The 21,647-nt window shown below is 40.7% G+C and carries 25 protein-coding genes and 1 pseudogene; 21 read left to right on the forward strand and 5 right to left on the reverse strand.

Annotated features, from left to right (window positions below; all coding sequences use genetic code 11):
- Positions 1-151: 151 nt before the first annotated feature.
- The 9 genes from SFC66_RS06420 (at position 152) to SFC66_RS06460 (ending at position 7,350) form a co-directional block, all read left to right on the forward strand.
- Complete coding sequence (locus SFC66_RS06420) at positions 152-1,102, forward strand: hypothetical protein (protein ID WP_411217894.1); 951 nt, start codon at positions 152-154, stop codon at positions 1,100-1,102.
- A gap of 241 nt (positions 1,103-1,343) precedes the next feature.
- Positions 1,344-1,748 (forward strand): hypothetical protein, encoded by a 405-nt coding sequence (locus tag SFC66_RS06425; protein ID WP_411217895.1) that lies wholly within the window; start codon positions 1,344-1,346, stop codon positions 1,746-1,748.
- A gap of 195 nt (positions 1,749-1,943) precedes the next feature.
- Positions 1,944-2,300, forward strand: a complete 357-nt coding sequence (locus tag SFC66_RS06430; RefSeq protein ID WP_411217896.1) for a hypothetical protein — start codon at positions 1,944-1,946, stop codon at positions 2,298-2,300.
- 13 nt (positions 2,301-2,313) lie between these two features.
- Positions 2,314-2,616: a WXG100 family type VII secretion target gene (locus SFC66_RS06435; RefSeq protein WP_411217897.1), complete on the forward strand. Its 303-nt coding sequence runs from the start codon at positions 2,314-2,316 to the stop codon at positions 2,614-2,616.
- Positions 2,613-3,299 carry a DUF5081 family protein gene (locus tag SFC66_RS06440; RefSeq protein ID WP_411217898.1) on the forward strand — a complete coding sequence of 229 codons (687 nt, stop codon included), beginning with the start codon at positions 2,613-2,615 and terminating at the stop codon, positions 3,297-3,299. The genes SFC66_RS06435 and SFC66_RS06440 overlap by 4 nt, the downstream gene beginning before the upstream one ends.
- Entirely contained in the window at positions 3,300-3,608 is a 309-nt protein-coding gene (locus SFC66_RS06445) for a hypothetical protein (RefSeq protein WP_411217899.1), read from the forward strand.
- Between the two features lie 5 nt (positions 3,609-3,613).
- A complete protein-coding gene (locus SFC66_RS06450) occupies positions 3,614-5,332 on the forward strand; it encodes a hypothetical protein (protein WP_411217900.1) in 1,719 nt (572 codons plus the stop codon).
- Between the two features lie 21 nt (positions 5,333-5,353).
- Complete coding sequence (locus SFC66_RS06455) at positions 5,354-6,604, forward strand: PoNi-like cognate immunity protein (protein ID WP_411217901.1); 1,251 nt, start codon at positions 5,354-5,356, stop codon at positions 6,602-6,604.
- Positions 6,605-6,906: 302 nt separating this feature from the next.
- On the forward strand, positions 6,907-7,350 hold the full coding sequence (locus SFC66_RS06460) for an SMI1/KNR4 family protein (protein ID WP_411217902.1): 444 nt from the start codon (positions 6,907-6,909) through the stop codon (positions 7,348-7,350).
- 308 nt (positions 7,351-7,658) lie between these two features.
- On the opposite strand, the gene SFC66_RS06465 is transcribed toward SFC66_RS06460, so the two are convergent.
- A complete protein-coding gene (locus tag SFC66_RS06465) occupies positions 7,659-8,012 on the reverse strand; it encodes a hypothetical protein (protein ID WP_411217903.1) in 354 nt (117 codons plus the stop codon).
- A gap of 309 nt (positions 8,013-8,321) precedes the next feature.
- Positions 8,322-8,906 carry a hypothetical protein gene (locus SFC66_RS06470; protein ID WP_411217904.1) on the reverse strand — a complete coding sequence of 195 codons (585 nt, stop codon included), beginning with the start codon at positions 8,904-8,906 and terminating at the stop codon, positions 8,322-8,324.
- A gap of 352 nt (positions 8,907-9,258) precedes the next feature.
- Between SFC66_RS06470 and SFC66_RS06475 the strand changes: the two genes are divergently transcribed.
- Entirely contained in the window at positions 9,259-9,483 is a 225-nt protein-coding gene (locus SFC66_RS06475) for a helix-turn-helix domain-containing protein (protein ID WP_038562019.1), read from the forward strand.
- 237 nt (positions 9,484-9,720) lie between these two features.
- Here SFC66_RS06475 and SFC66_RS06480 read toward each other — a convergent pair whose 3' ends face one another.
- Positions 9,721-10,686 carry a S66 family peptidase gene (locus SFC66_RS06480; RefSeq protein WP_411218703.1) on the reverse strand — a complete coding sequence of 322 codons (966 nt, stop codon included), beginning with the start codon at positions 10,684-10,686 and terminating at the stop codon, positions 9,721-9,723.
- Positions 10,687-10,879: 193 nt separating this feature from the next.
- On the opposite strand from SFC66_RS06480, the gene SFC66_RS06485 reads away from it, so the two are divergent.
- Positions 10,880-11,317 carry a hypothetical protein gene (locus tag SFC66_RS06485; RefSeq protein WP_411217905.1) on the forward strand — a complete coding sequence of 146 codons (438 nt, stop codon included), beginning with the start codon at positions 10,880-10,882 and terminating at the stop codon, positions 11,315-11,317.
- A gap of 49 nt (positions 11,318-11,366) precedes the next feature.
- Positions 11,367-11,696 (forward strand): hypothetical protein, encoded by a 330-nt coding sequence (locus SFC66_RS06490; RefSeq protein WP_411217906.1) that lies wholly within the window; start codon positions 11,367-11,369, stop codon positions 11,694-11,696.
- A gap of 85 nt (positions 11,697-11,781) precedes the next feature.
- Here the strand turns inward: SFC66_RS06490 and SFC66_RS06495 are convergent, their stop codons facing one another.
- Positions 11,782-12,447 carry a hypothetical protein gene (locus SFC66_RS06495; RefSeq protein WP_411217907.1) on the reverse strand — a complete coding sequence of 222 codons (666 nt, stop codon included), beginning with the start codon at positions 12,445-12,447 and terminating at the stop codon, positions 11,782-11,784.
- Positions 12,448-12,797: 350 nt separating this feature from the next.
- Here SFC66_RS06495 and SFC66_RS06500 point away from each other — a divergent pair, with 350 nt between their 5' ends.
- From SFC66_RS06500 to SFC66_RS06510, 3 genes and pseudogenes are all read left to right on the forward strand, one after another.
- A complete protein-coding gene (locus SFC66_RS06500) occupies positions 12,798-13,250 on the forward strand; it encodes an MFS transporter (RefSeq protein ID WP_411217908.1) in 453 nt (150 codons plus the stop codon).
- A gap of 12 nt (positions 13,251-13,262) precedes the next feature.
- Positions 13,263-14,162, forward strand: a pseudogene (locus SFC66_RS06505) (MFS transporter); the annotation flags it as partial.
- Between the two features lie 193 nt (positions 14,163-14,355).
- Positions 14,356-14,670: a hypothetical protein gene (locus SFC66_RS06510; protein ID WP_411217909.1), complete on the forward strand. Its 315-nt coding sequence runs from the start codon at positions 14,356-14,358 to the stop codon at positions 14,668-14,670.
- Positions 14,671-14,712: 42 nt separating this feature from the next.
- Here the strand turns inward: SFC66_RS06510 and SFC66_RS06515 are convergent, their stop codons facing one another.
- Positions 14,713-15,636, reverse strand: coding sequence for a hypothetical protein (locus SFC66_RS06515; RefSeq protein ID WP_411217910.1), 924 nt, complete (start codon positions 15,634-15,636; stop codon positions 14,713-14,715).
- 367 nt (positions 15,637-16,003) lie between these two features.
- On the opposite strand from SFC66_RS06515, the gene SFC66_RS06520 reads away from it, so the two are divergent.
- The 6 genes from SFC66_RS06520 to SFC66_RS06545 all read left to right on the forward strand — a co-directional run bounded on the left by SFC66_RS06520 (position 16,004) and on the right by SFC66_RS06545 (position 21,641).
- On the forward strand, positions 16,004-16,450 hold the full coding sequence (locus SFC66_RS06520) for a hypothetical protein (RefSeq protein WP_411217911.1): 447 nt from the start codon (positions 16,004-16,006) through the stop codon (positions 16,448-16,450).
- A gap of 143 nt (positions 16,451-16,593) precedes the next feature.
- Positions 16,594-18,075, forward strand: coding sequence for a potassium/proton antiporter (locus tag SFC66_RS06525; RefSeq protein WP_411217912.1), 1,482 nt, complete (start codon positions 16,594-16,596; stop codon positions 18,073-18,075).
- Between the two features lie 15 nt (positions 18,076-18,090).
- A complete protein-coding gene (locus SFC66_RS06530; protein ID WP_411217913.1) occupies positions 18,091-18,573 on the forward strand; it encodes a MarR family winged helix-turn-helix transcriptional regulator in 483 nt (160 codons plus the stop codon).
- Between the two features lie 2 nt (positions 18,574-18,575).
- A complete protein-coding gene (gene racE / locus SFC66_RS06535; RefSeq protein ID WP_411217914.1) occupies positions 18,576-19,391 on the forward strand; it encodes a glutamate racemase in 816 nt (271 codons plus the stop codon).
- Positions 19,392-19,463: 72 nt separating this feature from the next.
- Positions 19,464-20,636, forward strand: a complete 1,173-nt coding sequence (locus SFC66_RS06540) for a GerMN domain-containing protein (protein ID WP_411217915.1) — start codon at positions 19,464-19,466, stop codon at positions 20,634-20,636.
- 405 nt (positions 20,637-21,041) lie between these two features.
- Positions 21,042-21,641, forward strand: coding sequence for an XTP/dITP diphosphatase (locus SFC66_RS06545; RefSeq protein WP_411217916.1), 600 nt, complete (start codon positions 21,042-21,044; stop codon positions 21,639-21,641).
- The last annotated feature ends 6 nt before the right edge of the window (positions 21,642-21,647 follow it).

A 21,647-nucleotide genomic window follows, 5' to 3' on the forward strand; every position in this document is an offset into this window, starting at 1 on the left:
GTTGATTGTTTGGATTAATATGTAAATGGTAACATATAAATGGAAACTAACTGGGCACATTTCGTTTTCGTTTGCTGCTTTTGGCAGGAAATGTGTTTCATCAGCTAATGAAAAGGCGATCTTAGTTACTAAATGTAGGAGGGTGAATAGCTTGGAGCTATTAAAAAAACTGGGAAAAATCCTTGGATATGCTGCATTTGGTATCTTCATGCTGGCACTATGTATATTTATCACGGTCATTTCTGCTAAAGACATTTACACATCCTTATTTCCAAAGTCAGAGATAGACGAAATGACAGTCGAGGGCAAGGCAGTTTACAGTGACTTGTTTGGTAATTTGACTTTTTATGCAGCTGAGCGCGAAGAGGTGGTAAATGGTTTGACTGTAGGTGCTGATGGGTTGGTGCCAATTGATGCTGAAGAATACAAGACGTTACAAAATGGTGATGTTGTGCAGGGAGTTGCAATTCAGTCCTTTCGTTTAGAGAATATAATTGATGTGGATTTTTTCGTTAGCTTTCTATTATTTATCGCTTTCTCATTTTTAATATTATTTTTTCTTGCAGCAGCAATAGATGAAGTGCCTGTGATCGGTAAGAAGAATGTTTTTTTTGGAACCCTGATAAAAAGGCTGTACTTTGTTTTACTGGTAATTGGATTTTCCCTTGTTTACATATCGCTAGGCAAAAGTATTGTCACCAGCATTCAAGCTCACAGCGGGGAACAAGTTCAGACAGAAGCGACGATTACGGATTACTATGGTGATCCCGGATATGGAAAATACGAATCTGCCTATTATTATTTGGCCTTGAACTATGAAGATGAGCAAGGAAACTCAATTCATATGACAAAGCAAGTAAAGCCCAGCATTTATTACGAAAGCGGAGATACTTTGATGGTTAACTATCCTGCCGGAGAACCGCTCAAAGTCCACTTTGGAGATGCCGGCTCATTGGATCTGTTCTTTTATTTTGAACATCTGTTTATGTACCTGATGGTATTCGTTTTAACCGGAATGGGAATCTTCGTAGCCGTATTGATGAGGAGATATAAAAAAACGGGTTCATACTGGAAGAAAGATAAGAAGAAGGAAGTCAGCTAATTTAATTCTGTTTCTAAGTTTTTCTCTTATAAGTTTTACACCTTCTTTAGATGGTTGTGGGGGTATTGGTAGAATGTACCTGTGTAATGGAAAGGAATTAGGCGGGCTTAATTCGTTCTTACTACAACCTTGAATTTGCTGATTGGAAAAATGATTCCATCTGCTTAAAGAAATTCGTTATCTTTTCTTATATGATAAGAATATACAAAACCTTACAATTAAATACAGAAAGGATGGCGTCATGACTATTAAAATTACCAGAAAAACAGGAATGATGGGTTATGCCACGAAGGTGAAATTATTTGCTGACGGCAAAGAGATAACAAAGCTGAGCAGCGGAGAAACATACTACCTGGATATCGACAAAGATACAGTCGAATTACGTGTACAGCAGTTTACCTCCAAAGGTAAACCGATCACGGTAAAAGATCATTCACATTTGACGTTACAAACGAATCCGATGCTGAACTATCTTTTCATTGCTATGATTGTATTGATTTTTATGGGTGCGTTAACGTCATACTTCGTTACAATTTTGGCTCTTATACCTGCCATTGCTGCTCTAATCGTAAGTTTGAATAATAGCTTTCATATTGCAGTAGATAATCAACCTAATAAAAATGATGTTTTAGCCGGAGAGCGATAAGCTCTCCGGTTTTTTTTACAAATGCAACCATTTTACTATCCATAATTAGGAAAACAAGTAAGAAGTCTTACTGATTTTCCGTTAATTTTCCTTTAGTGTAGTATTGATAGGTTTTTTCGAAGCGGATAAGTATGAATGCATCTTAATTGGATTGCCATTATATGAAGCATACCTAGTTAAAAGGGGGTGGGATAGTTGGATTTGAATATATTTGGATGGAAACCATTCAATACTGCCACCGAAGATAAACGGGATGAGTACCAGAAGCTTTATCAAGATTTAGATGAACTCATCGATGAACATAACGATCTGATTGAGGAAATGGAAGCGACGTATAGTCATTACAAGAGCTCCATTCCGTGTATGGATGAAGGTGCAATCCCAAGCACCGGGTACGTGCAGGCGCAGGAAAGATTGGATAATAGACTTTCAGATTACATGGATGAGGCACATGAGTACCGGGAAAGGCTGATGCAAGCCAGAATCCGTGCCCATGATCAGTACTTACATTATGAAAATAAGGTTGCTGCGGAAGAGAAAGAAAGCAAATGAGGGGGAGATTACTTTGGCAGAAAATGTTCAAATTGACGGTACAGAACTTGATCGAGCGCAAAAGGCAGCCAGAAAACTAAGGGATTCAATCGAAAAAGCGTATGGTCAATGTGAAGCATTGCAGCAGTCAGCCACAGTGGACGGATGGGAAGGAAAGACAAATGCCAGTTTCATCACTTATCTGGAATTGATCAAACAATATCATGCAGATTTAAAAGACGCGGCAGACTTGCAGTGTCAGGCTTTAGAAAATTTGACAGGTTATCGGTATGATTTCATGAACGATGCGTTAGTGAAAGAGGTCAGGCATTTATGATCGATACTTTCTCCACAACTGAATTATACTTGATCGCTTCCTCGTTCAATGCAAAAGGACTGTATGGCCTGCCTGATAAAAAGCAATTTCAGCTGCAGGGTGAAAAAGTATTTAAAGAGGCGCATGATCGGCTGATTGCCAAGGGATTTCTGACGGAAAACGGGGCTTTCACGAATGAAGGAGCTTTTTTGGTAGAGGTAGTCTGGCATTATGTGGTGAGTAAAAAATATGTGCAATGCAATAATCTGATGTTCGCTTTTGGCGAAGCTGATGCGGATAATGTCGTTATGCTGATTGAGATGGAAGAACAGACAAGCTACCAGGTTCATCTTCTTGAAAAGCCTTTGGCCCTCCAGCTGCTCACGAAAGAATTTGCTGTCATGCGGAGAGAGCCGCTGGCTGATGAAAAAGAGTTTTTAATGAAGGAATTGCCTGCTGAAGAGGCGGCATATATTGAGAAGCTTGGTATACCGAATGACTGCTTAATTTTGGACATTGTTCATAAAGCAGACAAGCCCCAAACTAAAGCAAGTTTCTGGAGCTGGGTTGTCATTATCTACGAAGAAAAATTGATCATGTTTGATTTATCCAAAGGCAGTTTCCACCGAACCAGTCAGTACTATTTTATGAAAATGATTTTTGATGCAATGGACTTTCCTTATCGGAGAGAGGAGGGTGCTTAAATGACATTTGGTCCCAGAATTACGATTAACCCGGAACAACTGACAAACGTATTTAATCAACTGCTGGCAATTGTTCAAGAACTGGAGACTAACGCACTTCCAGCTATTGAAGAAATTTCAGATACAGCATTTTATACAGATGGAAAAGCGAAGGATGCGATGGATGTTTATGCAGAAGCAAATAGGAAATTCCTTGAACTTATGCTGCACTATGACCGCATTGCTACTTTAGTAAATGATACCCTCTTACAAATGGCACTTACCGACAGATTAATAGCAGACCGCATTATTGCGGCAATGGAGGTGTAGTGCCAGTGGTGGATGTGAAGTTTCACCAAGAGCAGTGGAAAAAAGTTGAGAATGAGATGTATGAAATGTCACAATCTGTTTACACAGGTACATTTTCTTATTTAGAACGGATCAGTACGAACCTGGACCAAGCGAAAGAAAAGATTGCAAAGTACGATTCAGATGGAGTGGTCTCGCTTTCTTACACAGACAAAAGAAGTGATTATTTATCTTTAAGAAGAGATTATAGCGTCCTGTATGATTACGGATACCAAGTTGGGGGTCTAATCGATGATAAAATCGACCATCCATTCTATGTGGATATGGATAAATTCGTCACCGCCATGCGAGATGCAACCATAACCACTTACAGGACAGAGAACCGTATTGGCGCAACAGATCCACGTGAATTAAAACATGAAGGCGGCACTTATGAATATGCACTGCCTAAAGAAGAAGCCGGTATAAATGATCTTTTCCAAGGAGATTCGTATTATTCTAATAAGATGCTCCAAGAATTCAACATGTGGCAGGAAAACCAGGGTACGGATGATATAGATTATGATGCATACAAAAATGGTAAAATGAACAGTGGAGCTTTTCAATATAATTCCATAGAAGATGGTCAGAAATCTAAAGAAACTTGGACCGGCGTAGGAATAGGGGCAGTTGCATTATTTACTGGTCCTGCTGTGGGTGGAATAATAGGCGGAGGGATGCTTCTATTAGAAGGTTCCAGTGCAATCAGTGGTAAAGACTGGCTCACAGGAAGGGAGTTAGACGATTCGGAAAGGGCATGGCGAGCTATATTCGCTGGAGGCAGTGCGCTTTACGGTGGTGTAAAATCAGGAGGAAGCGCCATCCGAGCATTCGGAAGCAGAAATGCGAGTCAAAGCATACAAGAAATCAGTACGCTCTCAAAGTCATCTGGGAAGGACTTTAAAGAAGTAGTGGAGGAGCTAAGATCGAATCCAAAAGCTATGGCGGGAGCAGAAGCAGGCCAACTGACGAATGCTTCCAAGCAAGCCGATGTGGGAATGGATAATTCCATCCTTATCCCTTATGATGTTCTTTTAGATAAACAAATCAATAAGCAAATTCAAGATGAAATGCTAAACACGATAGATCAGCCACTGCTTGCAACAGGTACTGACGGTTTGCCGCTTGCAATGGGTAAGAATGGCGGGAGTTCGAATTCGGTTGTGTATGGGTCTGGGCGGATTAGTTCTATTAGTAGTGGTAGCAGGAATACTTCTGTTTATAACTTTGATGCAAAGACAGCTACAAATAAACAAAAAGGGAACTTCGGTGAGATTGTATCCAGTGATAACTTATTAAACAATCAAAGTTTGAAAGATGCGGGGTATGATTTAAAGCCAGCAGGAAATAAAGGTGCTCCATCAGATTTAAATGATAAGATAGTAAAGGGTATTGACGGGTTATATGAAAATACAAATCCGAATTCAAATGTAAAATACGTAATAGATGAAGCCAAGTTTGGAAGTTCGCGATTAGGAAGAACAAAAGATGGTAAACAGATGTCGGATAGCTGGATTTTGGGTACGAATACCAAAAGAAACAGAATATTAAAGGCTGTTAATAATGATGAGTTTTTAGCGGATGAGATAACTATGGCATTACAAAACTATGAAGTTGAAAAGGTATTATCTAAAGTTAATAGTGATGGGAGTATCACCACATTTAGACTCGATATGGATGGAAATATAGTTGGGGAATGGCCATAATATGGGGATAAGGAGAATAATATGAAGCGAGATCAACTTTGCTTAGAAGATAGATGTGAAAAAAGTATTGAAAATAAAAAGAAATTTATTGTTAGAAATCGAAAGCACATTAAGAACATAGAAGAAGATATTAAAAATGGAATTCAAAGATACCCTGGTGATAATAAGAGCATAATAGAAAGGACCTATCAAACAAACTTTCTATACGAAACTGATATTATCAGGGCCAAATATTCTATTGGAAAAAGTGTTGAGTCAATAATGGATGATTTTGAGGAAGCCATTACTGATCTAGAAAATATGGGGCAGATGAAAGTGGGATATTTAGATTTACTTTGGATGGTATCCTTAGGAATATTACTAGAAACGAATAAAAGTAACATGGAGAGATTATCCGTTTTAGTACAGAAATATAAAACAAATGATTTTGTTATTGATTACTTGCTGACTGCTAGTAATATCGAATGGAATAAAATAACATATATGTTTGAAAAAGAGAATCCATATTCAGTAACAAAAGAAATTATAGAGATTTCACAAACTGATAAGACTAAAGCTTCTAAAAGAATGCAAATATATATGGACAAAGAATGGTTTAAGGGTCACTATGATTACGAGTGGAAGAATGCTCATAAAGAACCAGGTTATGTAGGATTCTGGAGCTTTGAAACTGCAGCACTTGCAAAAATTCTTAAGCTTGATGATTCGGGTCTGAAAGATAATAATCACTATCCATATGATCTAGCGCATTATAAGAATACTATGGACTTTAAGTCCTTTAACCTGGATGATTACTTAGTCCAAAATGCATCGGAAGCGGTAGAAAACGGGCGGGAAGGAATTAAAAACAATCCTGCCTTGGAAAAAATCATCCCAGGCAAATGGCATTCTTTTGTCGATAATTTAATAAAAGACTATAAAGAACTAGATGATGAGATATTTTTTGAAAAGTATAAAGAACCAATGGAATTAAATCAAATATGGTTCTCTCTTGATGAGTATAAGGAAGAGAACAAAGATAAAAATATCTTAGGGGAATTAATTGTATTTGCATTAACCCAGCGAGAATATATTCTTCAATTAGATTATAAAGAGGACTTAGAAGATCATGTTGACTTTATTAAGGATTTTTGGCCCGATTCAGAGACCAAACTTGTGCAGTTTATTTTAGAAAATGATCAAAATTATTATGCATGGGTACCAGAAAATGTAGAAATGAAAAATATGTATGAAGTGAAGATAGAGAATGTAGATGTTGGTGAGATACAGTAATAGTAGATATGAAGATAACGAGATAGGGGGAGTCAGGTAATCCGGCTGCCTCTTTTTGTATAGACAATAAAGCGATTCATGGCATACAGGAAATCAGTATGCTCTCAAAGTCTTCTTAGAAGGAATTTAAAGGAGTAGTTGAGAAGATAAGATCTAATCCGAAAGCTGTTTGGATGGGGGCGTATATTAGTATGACTACGACTGCGATGGAGCTCATTATGAAGAGATGCTCTGTTTAAAGGTATAGGATTTATATTGGTAGAAATAACGTAATAGCTGCTAATGCAAAGGAGGAGAAAAAGGTGCGTTATACATTTCTGACAGAAAATCAGGGTAACAGCTTTTATCCTGTTGCGAATCGTGACATACAAGCAGCAGAAAATCGTCTTGCTTTGACATTTCCGAAAGAGCTGGTTCTGCTTTATGCAGAAGTTGGCTATGGCTTTATCAAAGGATCGGAATATAATGTGAACCGAATCATGGACCCATATTCGGTGAGGGATTTTCGATTAAGGGAGAATGATTTTGTTTATTATCCGGATATAGAAATATACGAGGCATTTGAGAATGATAAGCTTATATTTTTTGAAGGAAGCGAGTCTGCTTTGTTTTCCATAGCATTAAATGAAAGTGCCTGCAGCCCAGTCTATTATTATGATTTGCAGATTGCAGAATCGCTTGAGGAATTTTTAAGGAAGATGAATACAGATGACAAATATTATATGGGAATGCTGGAAGAATTATAAGAAGGTGGGCAAAAATAACTTAGCTAAAGGAGTTATTTTTGATGAAGAAAACCATAGACGACTTGTTCGGCGAATTAACACATATAAAGCATTTTTGGGAATATGTCAAGAAGGTCGTATAAATGCTTACCGTCTACCCGATGCGAATTCAAGTAGAAGACAAAGTATATAGTTCTGTATTTTCCATAATAATAAAAGGTGTGGATCGGAACAGGTTATCCGGTTATCTACCAGAGCCATCCGACGTAATAAACCGTTACAACAATTACAAGAGAAGAGATTCTCAAGAATACTCTTTTCTGATATTTTTACTTATTGCTGTCATCATCTTTAAACAGTATTATTGGATGATATGGAGCGTTTTTGTCTTTGTGCTGGTGTTCATAATAAATATGTGTGTTTTTAAGTCCAAATTGGTCTGTATATGGCATCTCAAGACTTTCGAACAAGTCTACATCATTATTATTTAAGAGTTTGATGTAGAGTTTATACCCTTCGCCATCAGAAGGATATAAATCTGCCTTGGATTCTCCTTCCAATAAAGCTTTATTAAGAGCTTCAATTAGTTCTTGAATACCTTCTTTATTAGCTACTATAAAAGCTTCATAGTGGTGTGCTTTTTGTGCATAGAGTTGTAGGTGTTTTGTTCCTTCTAGTCTCATATGTGGATACTCCTTGTCATATGTGGATACTCCTTGTCATATATTTATTGAATAAAAGATGAGTACAAGAGAAGAGGTTTTGATCAAGTTCTTTTTAATATTACAGACTTTCCAAAGCCTTTAATATTTGAATATTTACCTACAAAGATAACGAGAAACAGAGTGGGGGCGTTTAGCAGTATACGAATAATACGAGTAGTTAATGCAAAGGTTTCAAATAATAAGAGAACTATAACTAAATACAAAAGAATCACTATTGTTACTATCAATATAAAATGCCCACTACGCAATTGTAGCGGGCTACTTGAATTAATTAATTTGAGCGAGAGCATCATCCATTTGCTTCTCGTTACTTTGAACAGACTGACTATCTACGGCATCTACGCCTCTGTATGTGTACTTAGAGTTCTGTAGGAAATCAAAGGCAAATGAGTCAAGAGGTTTCTGCTCATTGTCTTCAAACGCACTGTCAACGACTTGAGCTTTAAAGATGTTTTTTAGCATATATTCGTGATTTGTAATGTCTGACAGGTAAGTGCCATTCTTATACTCATTCACGATGTCATCACCAAAAGTTTCAAGCTCCTCATTAGTTGGAGAGTAGTCCATAGCAAGTAAGGATACCTGGTCAAACTTTTCGGTTTCTGATCCGTTGCCATTTGCGATGTCTGTTACTTGTGTTTCCCAATCAACACTAGGTTCTTCAGTTTTCACCTCAGTAGCTGCTGCTTCTGTTTGTTGCTTGTCATTATCAGTTGTTTCTTCATTTGTGGTTTCTTGCTTAACGTTTGTATTTTCTGATTCTGACTTCTCTTTTGTTGTATCCTCGCTGCCACATGCTGCTAAACCAACCACAAACAATACTGCTATTAGTAAAATGTAAATCTTTTTCAAAGCTAAGACCCCTTTAATTATATTGTTGCTAAGTAAATGAAACGTAGGAATATACTCACCAGATAAATTATATAACATATTGAGAAATTAAACACTAGGGTTCTGAAACACCAATATTTCTTTGTTTAGAATTAAAGATGTGGGGCTAGGAGATCAGAGTTAAGTGCAAGAGAAATATACAATGTTGTCAATCGAAACTTACTTTCCCGTTCTCCATAACGTAAATCAACCACCAACAATCGTTAACAAATCAAGAAAACCGTTCACCCTCCGGCTATCGTTTACATAAGCTACATGGACTAAATAAATACCTGACGCAGCAACCCTGAAGAGAGCAAGGAGGGGTTAAGATTTGAAGGATAATGACTACAGGCCAAAACAATTACTCACCAAACGAGAAAAAGAAGTCTTTGAACTATTGGTTCAGGATAAGACGACAAAGGAAATTGCCCAAGAGCTATTCATTTCAGAAAAAACAGTGCGGAACCACATCTCGAATACGATGCAGAAACTGGGAGTAAAGGGACGGTCTCAGGCTGTAGTGGAGCTCCTTCGCATGGGGGAACTGAAGCTCTGACAGGCGCGATCTTTGCCTGTCGACTGACATAGCTGTCTGTATGCAAAGAGAGAATAATGGCCTGCATAGCAGCTGCTTAGAACCGACTGTGGTGGTCGGTTTTTTTGTGTTTAGTCAGCTGATTATGAGAAGGAAGCCAGAGAATAAGTCGATTTTCGGGACTATGAAACAATCTGTGAGCTGCCATGAAATTGAGCAGCTTTTCAGATAGTTATATATCATTTATTCATGCAACATCTAAAATTCAATTATCTCCAATCTAAAATCCCCTGTATCCACACTAATCTCCCCACCAATCGGCAAAGTCATAATCGGTTGCGTATGACCAAAATCCATATCATAGATAACGGGGATATTTCTTAGTTGCGGATGCTTATCCAAAATAAAATGAAGCTGCTCTTCTGTTACATTTGATGAGTTCTGAAAGCGGCCAATTAATAATGCCTTTATATTTTTACTTACTTGAAGTAAGGACGTTAAATCCCTAGCAAACATTTCAGGTGAGGTTAACTCATCGTCTTCTATGAATAGAATGCTATTTTCGAAATTTGGCATGTATTCAGTTCCTTGTAACAGATTCAATGTACATAGGTTTCCGCCGAATAATGTTCCAGTTGCGCTTCCGTGAGAATAAACCTTCCATTTTGTTTCCTCATAATTACGATTTTCTTGATCTACATACCATAAATCGTCGCTCCATTCAGTGGATGGCTGCAGCTTAAACGGTGCGACGTCCATCAAACAGTGCTTAAAGAAAGTTGTTTGGTATTCTTGTAACCCGTCCATCTGGAAGCTTGAGAAGTGCGGACCCGAATATGTAATGAGATTCGATTTTGCGGTAATGGCATTAGTTAAAGCGGTGATATCGCTGAATCCACATAGGATTTTAGGGTTGGCTTTTATTAATTCGAAATTCAAATAAGGCAGCAATTCGTTGCTATTGAAACCGCCTATTGTAGTTAGCATTCCTTTTACATTCTTGTCAGCAAATGCTTCATGCAGGTCATCGACGCGTTGTTCAATAGAAGAAGAATCATGCAAATCAGAGACGTGAACATTTTTGCCGAATGTGACGTATAAGCCTAAGTTTTCCAGACGCTTTTTTGCTGTTTGAATGCCGTCACTAGACAAGATCTTCAAGCTGCGGCTTGGGGCGATAATCCGGAGCTCATCGCCTTTTTGAAGTTTTCGTGGAGCTTCCATCATTTATCCCTCTTTTATATATTGATATTACTTATTGTGATGCTTTTACCATATGTTACTATAATTCTAAATAAAAAAATGCTGAATGTGAATATGTGTCACCATGAAGAAATGAGCGCAGGGGAAACCTTGAATTAATCCAGCAGAAAGGCAAGAAATTTATATAGATTTATCAAGAGTAGGTGAGTTAGTATTGAATGAGAAATTGAAAGACCTAATCCTTGCAGGGGAATGCGAAAAGGCTCAGGAAATCACAGATAACCTGACTTATGATGAACTGGATGCGTTATTAACAGATATAGCATTTAGTGAACATAGCCTTGCTGTATACACTTTTACGCAGCACTTATTGCTTCAGGATGAGACGATTCAGCTTCATGAAATGGCGTTTGAGTTGCTTGTGCATCCGCTTTGTCATTTACCTGGTGCTTACTTTTCTGCGCTTTATCATGCAAGGCGCTGTATTACTTTAGCTGAGCCGGAGGAATTAAAGCATTATCTTACTTATTTATTGTTTTTGCATGAAGTGCCGGATAAAGTAGTAGGGGAGCAGGAAGCACTTGCTGCTGCAAAAAGAATATTGGAATTGAATCCAAACAGTGAAGTTGCCCAGAAATATCGCGGCAGTTAAGAGGGAGAACGTTAGATGAATTAGCTTAAGTATAATTAGGAGGTACCACATGAACAAAAACAGGATAGTATTTCTCACAAATGCAGTTATAAGCGGTTTTATTGCATATTTTTCAGCGGAATTCTTTGCTGCGGGAACGATAGCAGAGAATTATACAGGACAGAAGTATGTGGCTCCTGAGTTTTTTATCGTCGTGGTGTTGTGGGGTGTTAGTTTTTTGTATGGATTGATCACTACGCTTAAATTCCCCTCAAGAATCCACCATGTACTGGCGATTGTGTTTATGTGGATAGCTATACCTGTTGGTTTCTACGTTGGAATGTACTTGGCAATAAGGGCTAACGAATCTGGCGACGCACTTGCTAGTCTAATCATTTAATTTATCTATGAAAATGAAAAATGTGCAGCCACATGAGCTGCACAATTTTCTGTGTGTTGCTTCGAGATTTTCGTGTTAGACCTGCTTACTTATCCAAATCTGATTCAGGAACCAAATCACCAGATTTCACAGTCTGCGCATCCCCTACTGGTTTGCCGTCTCTTTCAGGAGGTTCAAATGTTATTTCCAGCTGTTTTGGTTCAGAATTGAGGTCATCTAATAAGAAATACATGATGCCGTGTTCTATGTAATCATCTGTGGTGTAGTCTTTGACCAACTCACTATCGGGACTGATAAACCCTGTCAGCTCATCACCTGTTTCAGTTTTGGCAGTGGCTCTCCCGTGATACGTGAATTCATAATCGTTTTCATTATCTGTTTCCATTTCAAGCATGACAGCGCGAACGGTGTCTTTACCGGAAAACTGTTCTAATTTTTTTGCTTCCTCATTTAAATCAATTTCAACTAAAGAAAGTCCACCCTCCAGAGTGAAGTTGTCAAATGTAACGGATATAGGTTCATAACTAAGTCCTTCAGCTTTATTGGTGTAAATGCCGAGTAAGAAATAGTCACCGAATTCCTCCGAGGTATACTCATATTTCTCCATTTTTTGTTCAGTGGTCAGTTGACTCGTACTCGAACTCTCTGTATCTCCATTTGACTGTTCCTTTTTCGATGCCTGATCACTGCCGCAAGCAGCCAATAGCAGCACTAATCCCAATAAAATGATGAAACCGTATAATTTCTTCAAATTCATTCCTCCATTTTCATGTCCATTCCCATAGTTGTATTTTTCTTCCACTGAGCAAATCTATCTTACCAAAATAATGCTAATTTGAGTATGAGGCATCCGTTTCAAAATTCATTTTGCGCAAATAAGACAAAAGCTTCAAAAATCACTCGTTTTTCGTCTTTTCTCTCTAGGTTGAACGGCATTGTTAATTGGGATTTTCTTCATAAACTTAGTTTGCGAGTAGGGGGAAAAGAAAATGAACCCCCTTCTAATTTACTGATTTTTTCCAATTTGCTATGATGATATGGAATAATATGTAATGATTTCTTGTGTTGGACTATATATAGGGACGGGAGCGGAGGGGAAAGATGCAAAGTAATGAGCGCAAGGTTGGATATCATCTCAGAATCCCAGCAGGGGAGAAAAATGGTTATGGAGCAGGAGCTTTTGCGGGTTTCTTTTTAATCATCATGATAATACTGGGGTTATACAATTACTTTCCTTACAGATTTGACATTGAGGGGAGTGCGCTGCGGGCAATCCTGACGATGTGTTGGTTGATTCATGCTGCTGCGGCATTGGTGATCGGTGGTTTGATGGATGTAGGAGGGGAGAAATTTAGCAATGCGAAAAGGTGGCTACGATGGACTGCTATACCTTTAGTAGTCTTTGCTGTATTGCTAAGTTTTCTGCCAAACACAGATGCTTTGCTGCAAACCATCTATTTGTTGATTGCTGGCAATGTATTCGCTGTGTTGTGTGCGGCTTATTATGTTCCATTTGCAGCACTGCAGTCTTCCTTGACACAGGATCAACAGTAGCGGGAAAGCTTCAATGTGTTTCGCATGGGATATACAGCTGGAGCGGCGTATGTGGCGACGAGGATTTTAAACGCGATGGATTATCGATTATATAGTTCGGATTGGGGCTGGTTCATCGCCTTTTTGATCTTTGCTATTTTCGTGCTTTTCCTATACAGAAACACTTATCGGAAAACAACAGAAAGACACCTGGAAATGAACCGTCCGAAAGTATCCATAGAGAAAGTCTTCACTAGTTTCTTTACGAATAAACAAGCTGTTTTTGCAGTGCTGATCATCTTTATCTCCGTATCGCAAGTGGCAATTCAGCTGCATTCAAGTGTATTCTATGGCGATATTTTCATGAATAATCAGCGTGCAGGACAAGCCATTTTCGGGATTGTTTCCATGGTCATGCTGATAGGCAGTCTTCTGTTTACCGCGCCGCTTATCAGAAGGTACGGTAAGAGAAATGCCATCATCATCGGGACTATCGTTACCCTTTTAGGAACAGTGGTCTTGCTATTTGGAGCAGAGGAACCAGTAATCATCATTATTGGCTTTGTTTTAAAAGCAATTGGCTGGCTTCCGCTTGGTGCCGCCATCTTCGCTATGCTGGCTGATACAGTAGAGTATGGGGAGCTGTTAAGTGGATTGCGAACTCCAGGAATGATTTTTGGTATGGGGAATTTTGCGGCAAGTGCAGCAATCGGTATTGGGACAGTTGGCGTCAGCTGGTTGATGTATATGGTCGGGTATCAACCTGGAAGCTATCAATCAGTATTGATTCAGAATACTTGTCGGTTCCTCTTCCTTTATTTGCCGGCTATACTTGCCATATCACAAATCGTTTTGCTGATATTCTATAAACTTGATCATAAATATGCAGATGTATTGGAAAAGTTACAGCAGAAAAAGAGCAGTGACTCCTAATATGGCAGACAAAACGAAACGGCTCTTTTCGATGATCAATCGAGAAAAGTCGTTACGTTTTCTGCAGCATTCAATATGAGTAAATATAACAATGCCTTACAGATATTTTATTGGAACAGGGGAATATTGTAATTAATTTTATGATATCCTTAGTAAAATAAAGAGAAATACATATGTAAGAGGTGAGCTTTTCATGGATAAAATCGCGACTAATATTTTTATTGGTGTCCTTCTTGTATTGGCTGCAGTTATTGTTATAGCCTTGATAGCTGTTCGGAAAAAACAGCATAATGAGCAGTCGGCGGATAGTTCGAAAAACAAAAGTAAGTCCGGCGCGGATAGCGATTCCTATATGTATACGCCGATGTTGGCGCAAAACTCCGAGAGTGATAGCAATCATAAGCGTTATCACGATACGGATCTCGGTTCCCAGTCCTATGATTCTGGTCCAAGCAGTCCTTCCTATGATGGTGGGGGTTCGGATGGCGGCGGAGGCGGAGGGGAATAAGAAAACGTGCAACCAGATGCGTTGCACGTTTTTATTTGTTTCTTATTCTTCATCTTCTGCATATCGGAATGTAGCTGTCTGGTCACTGCCAAGTTTTTTCCCGTCCCTAAGCGGGGCCTCAAAGGTGATCGAGAGGGAGTCGGGGATTTCTGCTTTATCATCCAAGACAAAATAGTAACTAGCGGCCTTCGTTTCGCCTGGTTCATATTGGCCAGCTGCATTATAAGAGTGGACAGCATCTGAGTGGTCGTATTGTTCACCTGTATTTGTTGTAACATGAAATGCGGCTGGAAAATCTACGGTGTAATTCGAATTATTTTCGCCAGATACACTGATCGAGATGGCAGTCGCTGTTTCTTGATCATTGAACTTATCCCGGTAATCTTCATCTATATACATTTCTACAAGCGATAGTCTAAAATCATATTGAAATGCAGTTTGATTCTCGATGGCCGATCTATCATTTTCGTCGAAATAGCCGCCGAGTCGCTTGAAATTGCCATATTCGAATCCTATCAAAGAGCTTTCTTCCCTGGTGATGACTGGCTCATCTTCACGGAGGTCGGCAACAACGGCGCGGATGATTGGTTTGGACTCCATCTCATCATAGCCTTCGTAAATGCCGTAGATGGTCTGCGTAGTACCGAATTGGATCTCTTGGTCGGCATCGTGAATGATGGTATAGCTATCCGAACCGTATAGACTTACTAATTGGAAGGTTGTACCTTTTTTCATTGTTTCTCCATCTTCTTCGTATTCATCTGCATATCTGGCTTCCCCAACAGCAGTAACTGGAGTTCCAGGTTCTACTTCTCCATCAACCAATTCCGAATGGTTGTATGACCTTGCTTCGTCCATGATTTCTTGTTCTTCCTTTGTCAAATCGGCTGGATTGATTGGCTGTTCACATGAAAATAGCTGAAAAAACAATGAAAACAGCAAGGTGACACGGTATGTTTTATGCACTATCACACACACCTTTCGATTTTAGTACGACATTCATATTGTTCAAATCATGTATGTAAGAGGAATTAGTGAGCACGTTACAACTAAGGATCACTACAAGGTGAAATCCTCCTCTGTCTTGAATCATTTTCCATATTAGTAAATTAATTTTAGCATGTTGAAAACCATAGATACATGAGGCTTCTGTTTCAAGTAATGTCAGCGTGAATACGAAAATAGTTACAAATATTCACTATAAATGAGAATAACCGATATCTGAATCAACTAGATAATGAAGTGATAAGATTACAATTCGAGTGCAATAATTAAAAATTAAAAGGTATCACCTCCGAAGCTGTCGAATCTTTACAGAAAAGGAGGGTTTTCCATGGAAATTGTGAAAAGTCCGTCTGTCGCACCTGTCATGTCGTCACTGTCTGATTTGCAGCAGCTGCTGTACCGGGATGTAAGAGAATCTTTTATTTCTGTAACTGAAGCGGGAGCGTACTATATGGCTGATGAAGATGATGTTATTGTCATGACACCGATTGCTGAGATGCATCGACTAACGCTTGCGGAAGTGGCATCACACTACAGCGCGGCGGAATGCACGATCGCACAATTCCAAGCAGCGCAGCTAGGGAGCTCTCCGCCAGCGGATTTCGAGAAGTGGGCGATGCGAAAGGGAAATACCATTGTCAGCCGCTTTGATGAGGAGCAGGGTTGCTTGATGGTAAGCATAAATGGCTGCAAGGCAATTCGTTATCAAGAACTGCCAATTTCCTCTTTTTCAGATCTGTATCGTTCGTATACATTCAGTCCTTTATTTAAATGATAAGCCGGCTCTTATGAGTCGGTTTTTTCATGCGAAAATCTTTGCCTGAGGGCGAAATGCATGCAGTATAGCGTTTTTAACGGTATCATTAAGGATAGGATAAATAAGTCAGATAAAGTTCGACACCTTGTAGGGGGATGTACATGCATGATTATATGGTAACAAATCAATTCATTTTTCTCTTCGCGCTGCTGCTTGTCGTAAGTGTAGTGGTGACGAAGTTTTCGACGAGGCTTGGTGTTCCGGCACTTGTTCTATTCATTGCGGTCGGCATGATTGTCGGTAGCGATGGGTTTGGCCTTGTTTACTTCGATAATGCCCATTTGGCAGAGGCAATCGGAATTTTTGCACTAATTGTAATTTTATTTGAAGGTGGTCTGCACGCGAGCTGGAATTCGATGAAGCCGGCACTTGCACCAGCGATCACGATGGCGACGATCGGTGTATTGCTGACAGCGGCGATCGTTGCTGTCGCAGCTCATTATATCTTTGATTTGACATGGTTGGAATCCGTTCTTATCGGTTCGATTGTCGGATCGACGGATGCTGCAGCCGTATTTTCCGTTCTGAAAGGCCAGAATGTGAAAGAAAGACTGGCTGCGACGCTGGAAGCAGAATCTGGCACAAACGATCCGATGGCGATGTTCTTGACGATCACTTGTATCGAACTGATCAGTGGTCACGGCTCCAGTGTTGTAAGCATGATAGGCAGCTTTATCTGGGAAATGGGAGCTGGTGCTGCGATGGGACTCTTGATCGGGTTCATCGCTGTCACCGCCATTAACCGGATCAATCTGGATACGAGCGGTCTTTACCCGTTATTCGCGCTCGCTTTTGCTTTGCTAAGTTACGGACTGACATCTGTTATTCATGCTTCTGGATTATTGGCTGTTTATGTGAGTGCCCTGTATATCGGGAATGCAGAAATCACGTATCGCCGTTCAATCATCCGGTTCAATGAAGGGTTCGGCTGGCTGATGCAGATATGTATGTTCGTCTTGCTTGGTCTGTTCGTTTTCCCTAAAGAGCTATTCACGCCAAGTCTGATGCTTAAAGGCTTTTTGCTGTCGCTTGTATTGATTTTCTTGGCGCGGCCGCTGGCGACATTCCTGTCATTGATCCGCTTTAAATATACTGCCAAAGAAAAGCTGTTCATTTCCTGGGCAGGCCTGAAAGGTGCCGTACCGATTGTATTGGCGCTATTCCCACTCATTGCGGGTATCGAAAATGCCCAGTTGATCTTCAACGTTGTCTTCTTCGTTGTTCTTTTATCGACGGTACTGCAAGGGTCTACGGTTACGACGCTCGCTGCCAAACTGAAATTGGTGGCGCCGCCGACTACAAATGAAATCGAGACGCTGGAATTGATCAGTATAGGAAGAAACAATCTTGAGATGGTAGAATATAAACCAACAGACTTGAACGATATCACCGGCAAACAGCTGGAAGACCTGGATTTCCCGGAGACGACTTTGATCAATGCCATACTCCGGAGCGGGGAGATCATTTCACCGAACGGACAGACAGTCATCAAGGCTGGCGATACTTTGTATATCATGGTCTCATTACAATATAAGAAACAACTGGCAAAATATTTGCGCAGGAATAAACTAGCGGAAAAATAGCAGGAGGAATGACAGGTGCACGACACATTGACGGCGGAAAAAATTGCGGCGATCGAGAAGGAGCTGCGGCATATTTCTGCGATCATCAAGCAAAAAGGAAGAGAGATACTGCTGCAGTATCCGATCACTGCGCCGCAATTCGTCGCGCTGCAATGGCTGGCGGATAAGGGAGACATGACCACCGGAGAGCTTTCCCAGACAATCAGGCTTGCAATCAGCACGACAACCGATATCGTCGATCGATTGGAAAAGAATGAACTCGTGAAACGTGTGCGTGATGAGAAGGATCGGCGAATCGTCCGGGTGCATATCCTAAGTAAGGGTGAAGAAATCATTACGGAAGTGATCAAAAAGCGCCAGGCATATTTGCAAGAGCTGCTGGAAACTTTTTCTCTGGGAGAAGCAGACCAGCTGCAGTTGCTCTTACATAAGTTACACGGTAAAATGAATGATTACGAACAGCTAGAGGTTAAAACAGAGAAGAAAAAGAGGAGATAAACGTGGATTATCCGATTGGTGTCATTGATTCAGGAGTGGGCGGTTTGACCGTTGCAAGGGAGCTGATGCGTCAGCTGCCGAAGGAAAATCTCATTTATGTCGGGGATACGCTGCGCTGCCCGTACGGTCCCAGACCGGAAGAGGAAGTAGTGGAATTCACATGGGACATGGTGAATTTTCTCCTGAAAAAGAACATCAAAATGCTCGTCATCGCCTGTAACACAGCGACAGCTTTCACTTTGGAAGAGCTGAAGCAAAAGCTTGATATACCGGTTGTCGGTGTCATCGAGCCAGGCGCACGGGCAGCAATCAAAACAACGAAAACAAATCATATCGGCGTTCTTGGTACAGAGGGAACAATCCGCAGTCATGCGTACCGGAAAGCTTTGAAAAATATCAATGACGAACTTGAAGTCGAAGGTCTTGCTTGCCCGACATTCGTCCCGATGGTGGAAAAAGGGATCGTGTCAGGCCCACTGGCTCAGCAAGTCGTACAGGAAGCGCTCACGCCTTTGAAGGATTGGAAAGAGATGGACACACTCATCCTGGGTTGCACGCATTATCCGATCATCAAGTCGGTGATTGAGGAAGCGGTTGGTGACAGAGTGGAAGTCATCAATTCAGGTGATGAAACAGCTCGTGAAGTGAGTGCGATTTTAGGCTTTAAACGAAAACTCTATGAAGGTGACCGCCCCGTTGCCCACCAGTTCTATGCAAGCGGCGATACGCATATGTTCATGAAGATCGCGAATATGTGGCTGCAGCGACCAGTGACGGAAGTCGGCAGGATCCAGCTTGGCAGTGCGCAATCAATCTGAATAAAGATGGTCTAAATTTCTTGATGGCTCGTATACATGATAGTACAAACCATCAAGGGGGAAGAAGTGCGTATGAATAAGAAAATTGCAGGTCTTTTCACTAGCGTAATAGGCCTTTCCATTTTATTGGCCGGATGCTCCTTAAAAGGAGAACAGGCAGTCGACGAAGTGGACGTGCCACAGGATACAACATATGTGGACGAGCTGGAGGAAAACGCACTTGAGCCAGGTGCTGCAGAAGCACCAGCCGAAGATGCGGCACCAACTGAAGGAGAAGCGCCGGCAGAAGGAGAAACACCAGCTGAAGGAGATGCTCCAGCCGAAGGTGAGGAAGAACAGCCGAAAGAAGGCGCAAAAACAGATGAATCTGCCACTGCGAAGCGTCAGTTGTTCTTGATGGATGCAAATGGCATGGTCGTCCCAATGACATTCGAACTGCCGCAAACAAATGAAGTGGCGAAAGAAACGCTGGAATACCTTGTGAAGGATGGTCCGGTGACGGACATGCTGCCAAATGGCTTTGAAGCTGTTTTACCAGCTGGCACGATGGTCAACGGAATCGATGCCCAAGAAAATGGCACATTGATCGTTGATTTTTCAAAAGAATTCAATGAATACGAAGCAGCAAATGAGAAGAAGATCTTGGAGTCCATCACATACACATTGACGCAATTTGAAAATGTGAAAAATGTTTCGATTCGTGTGGAAGGACAAGACTTGGCGAAAATGCCTGTCGACGGTACACCAATCGGGAAAAGCTATTCCCGAGCAGATGGTATCAACTTGATGGACAATGGCATCACGACAGTGGACAGTGAATCTGTCACACTTTACTTCCCAGCTGAAGCAGTCGACGGCACAGCTTATGAAGTACCTGTGACAGAGCGGATGATCAGCAATGCGGAGAACGATTATGAAGAAATCGTCAATGCCCTGATCGACGGCCCATCGATGGATAGCAACCTTTCCAATGTCTTCAATACAGGTTCCGCCCTTGCTACGGAACCTACTTTGAAAGATGGCGTGCTGAATCTGGAATTCAATAAAGAAGTATTGAGTAATGCTGATGAAGCCGCAATCACCGATCAATTGATGGAAACACTCGTCATGAGCTTGACCGAGCTTGAGGAAATCGAAGCAGTCTCAGTTAAAGTAGAAGGCGTAGAAGAAGTGTTCAACGAGCATGGTGAAGCATACGCAGAACCAGTTACGAGAGAACAGTTCGTACCAGCGGAAAAATTATAATCAAAAGTCCAGTCAATCGACTGGGCTTTTTTGTTATGCTTGTTAAAGTGATATGTTGTATGGAAGGAAAGTGAGGCACAGGATGAAAAATATTGATCGTATTTTAATAATGATGGCTATCTTCATTTTAATTATCAATTATCCAATTAATAACTGGTTTTTCTCTCAGCCTCCAGAACCGAATGGAACTTTTATAGCTTTACTCATGATGTGTATCGTTATAATGAGGATGATTGATAAAGATAAGCGATGATCCAGTGATCATTTAAGATGTCCCGGCACAGATGATCTTTGCATGTGGTGAAGGCAAAACGATATACTGAATGATAGCAATTCTTTTACATAATTTTATTTTGCATGAAACAAGGGTACAGATAGGAAGAAACGTTCATTGGAGGGTTATACATGGATAAAATCATCATCGCAACAAAAAATGCCGGAAAACTGAAGGAATTCAAAGCCTTCTTCGGGGACTATGACATAACAGCTTATGGGCTCGATGATTTGGCGGAGCACTTCGATGATATCGAGGAAACAGGTACGACATTCGAAGAAAACGCAGCACTTAAGGCGGAAACGATGGCAGGGCATCTGCAAGTTCCTGTGCTGGCTGATGATTCCGGTTTGGAAATCGATGCGCTGGAAGGTCGTCCGGGCGTGTACTCGGCTCGTTACGCCGGAGAAGCCAAAAGTGATCAAGCCAACATGGATAAAGTGCTGGAAGAGCTGAAAGATATCCCAGCAGAAGAACGAACCGCTCGTTTTGTTTGTGTTCTGGCGGTTTCGCAGCCTGGTAAAGAAACCTTCTACGCAAGAGGTCATGTGGAAGGTAAAATAACAGAAACTCCGCGCGGGGAACATGGTTTCGGCTACGATCCTGTTTTCCAGCCCGAAGGCTATGAGAAATCCATGGCAGAATTGAAACCAGAAGAAAAGAACCAGATCAGCCATCGTAAGCAGGCTATGATCAAGCTGGAAAAATGGCTGAATGACAAGGAAAAGTGAGGGGAT

This window comes from Terribacillus saccharophilus, assembly GCF_046592895.1.
In the GTDB taxonomy this organism is placed as follows: Bacteria; Bacillota; Bacilli; order Bacillales; family Amphibacillaceae; genus Terribacillus; species Terribacillus saccharophilus_D.

Bases quoted from the DNA above. Each gene is read 5' to 3' on its own strand.
- SFC66_RS06425 (WP_411217895.1), top strand. From the start codon at position 1,344: ATGACTATTAAAATTACCAGAAAAACAGGAATGATGGGTTATGCCACG.
- SFC66_RS06480 (WP_411218703.1), bottom strand. From the start codon at position 10,686: ATGGAAGCTCCACGAAAACTTCAAAAAGGCGATGAGCTCCGGATTATC.
- SFC66_RS06445 (WP_411217899.1), top strand. From the start codon at position 3,300: ATGACATTTGGTCCCAGAATTACGATTAACCCGGAACAACTGACAAAC.
- SFC66_RS06540 (WP_411217915.1), top strand. From the start codon at position 19,464: ATGAATAAGAAAATTGCAGGTCTTTTCACTAGCGTAATAGGCCTTTCC.
- SFC66_RS06520 (WP_411217911.1), top strand. From the start codon at position 16,004: ATGGAAATTGTGAAAAGTCCGTCTGTCGCACCTGTCATGTCGTCACTG.
- SFC66_RS06525 (WP_411217912.1), top strand. From the start codon at position 16,594: ATGCATGATTATATGGTAACAAATCAATTCATTTTTCTCTTCGCGCTG.
- SFC66_RS06455 (WP_411217901.1), top strand. From the start codon at position 5,354: ATGAAGCGAGATCAACTTTGCTTAGAAGATAGATGTGAAAAAAGTATT.
- SFC66_RS06465 (WP_411217903.1), bottom strand. From the start codon at position 8,012: ATGAGACTAGAAGGAACAAAACACCTACAACTCTATGCACAAAAAGCA.
- SFC66_RS06440 (WP_411217898.1), top strand. From the start codon at position 2,613: ATGATCGATACTTTCTCCACAACTGAATTATACTTGATCGCTTCCTCG.
- SFC66_RS06545 (WP_411217916.1), top strand. From the start codon at position 21,042: ATGGATAAAATCATCATCGCAACAAAAAATGCCGGAAAACTGAAGGAA.
- SFC66_RS06510 (WP_411217909.1), top strand. From the start codon at position 14,356: ATGGATAAAATCGCGACTAATATTTTTATTGGTGTCCTTCTTGTATTG.
- SFC66_RS06490 (WP_411217906.1), top strand. From the start codon at position 11,367: ATGAACAAAAACAGGATAGTATTTCTCACAAATGCAGTTATAAGCGGT.
- SFC66_RS06500 (WP_411217908.1), top strand. From the start codon at position 12,798: ATGCAAAGTAATGAGCGCAAGGTTGGATATCATCTCAGAATCCCAGCA.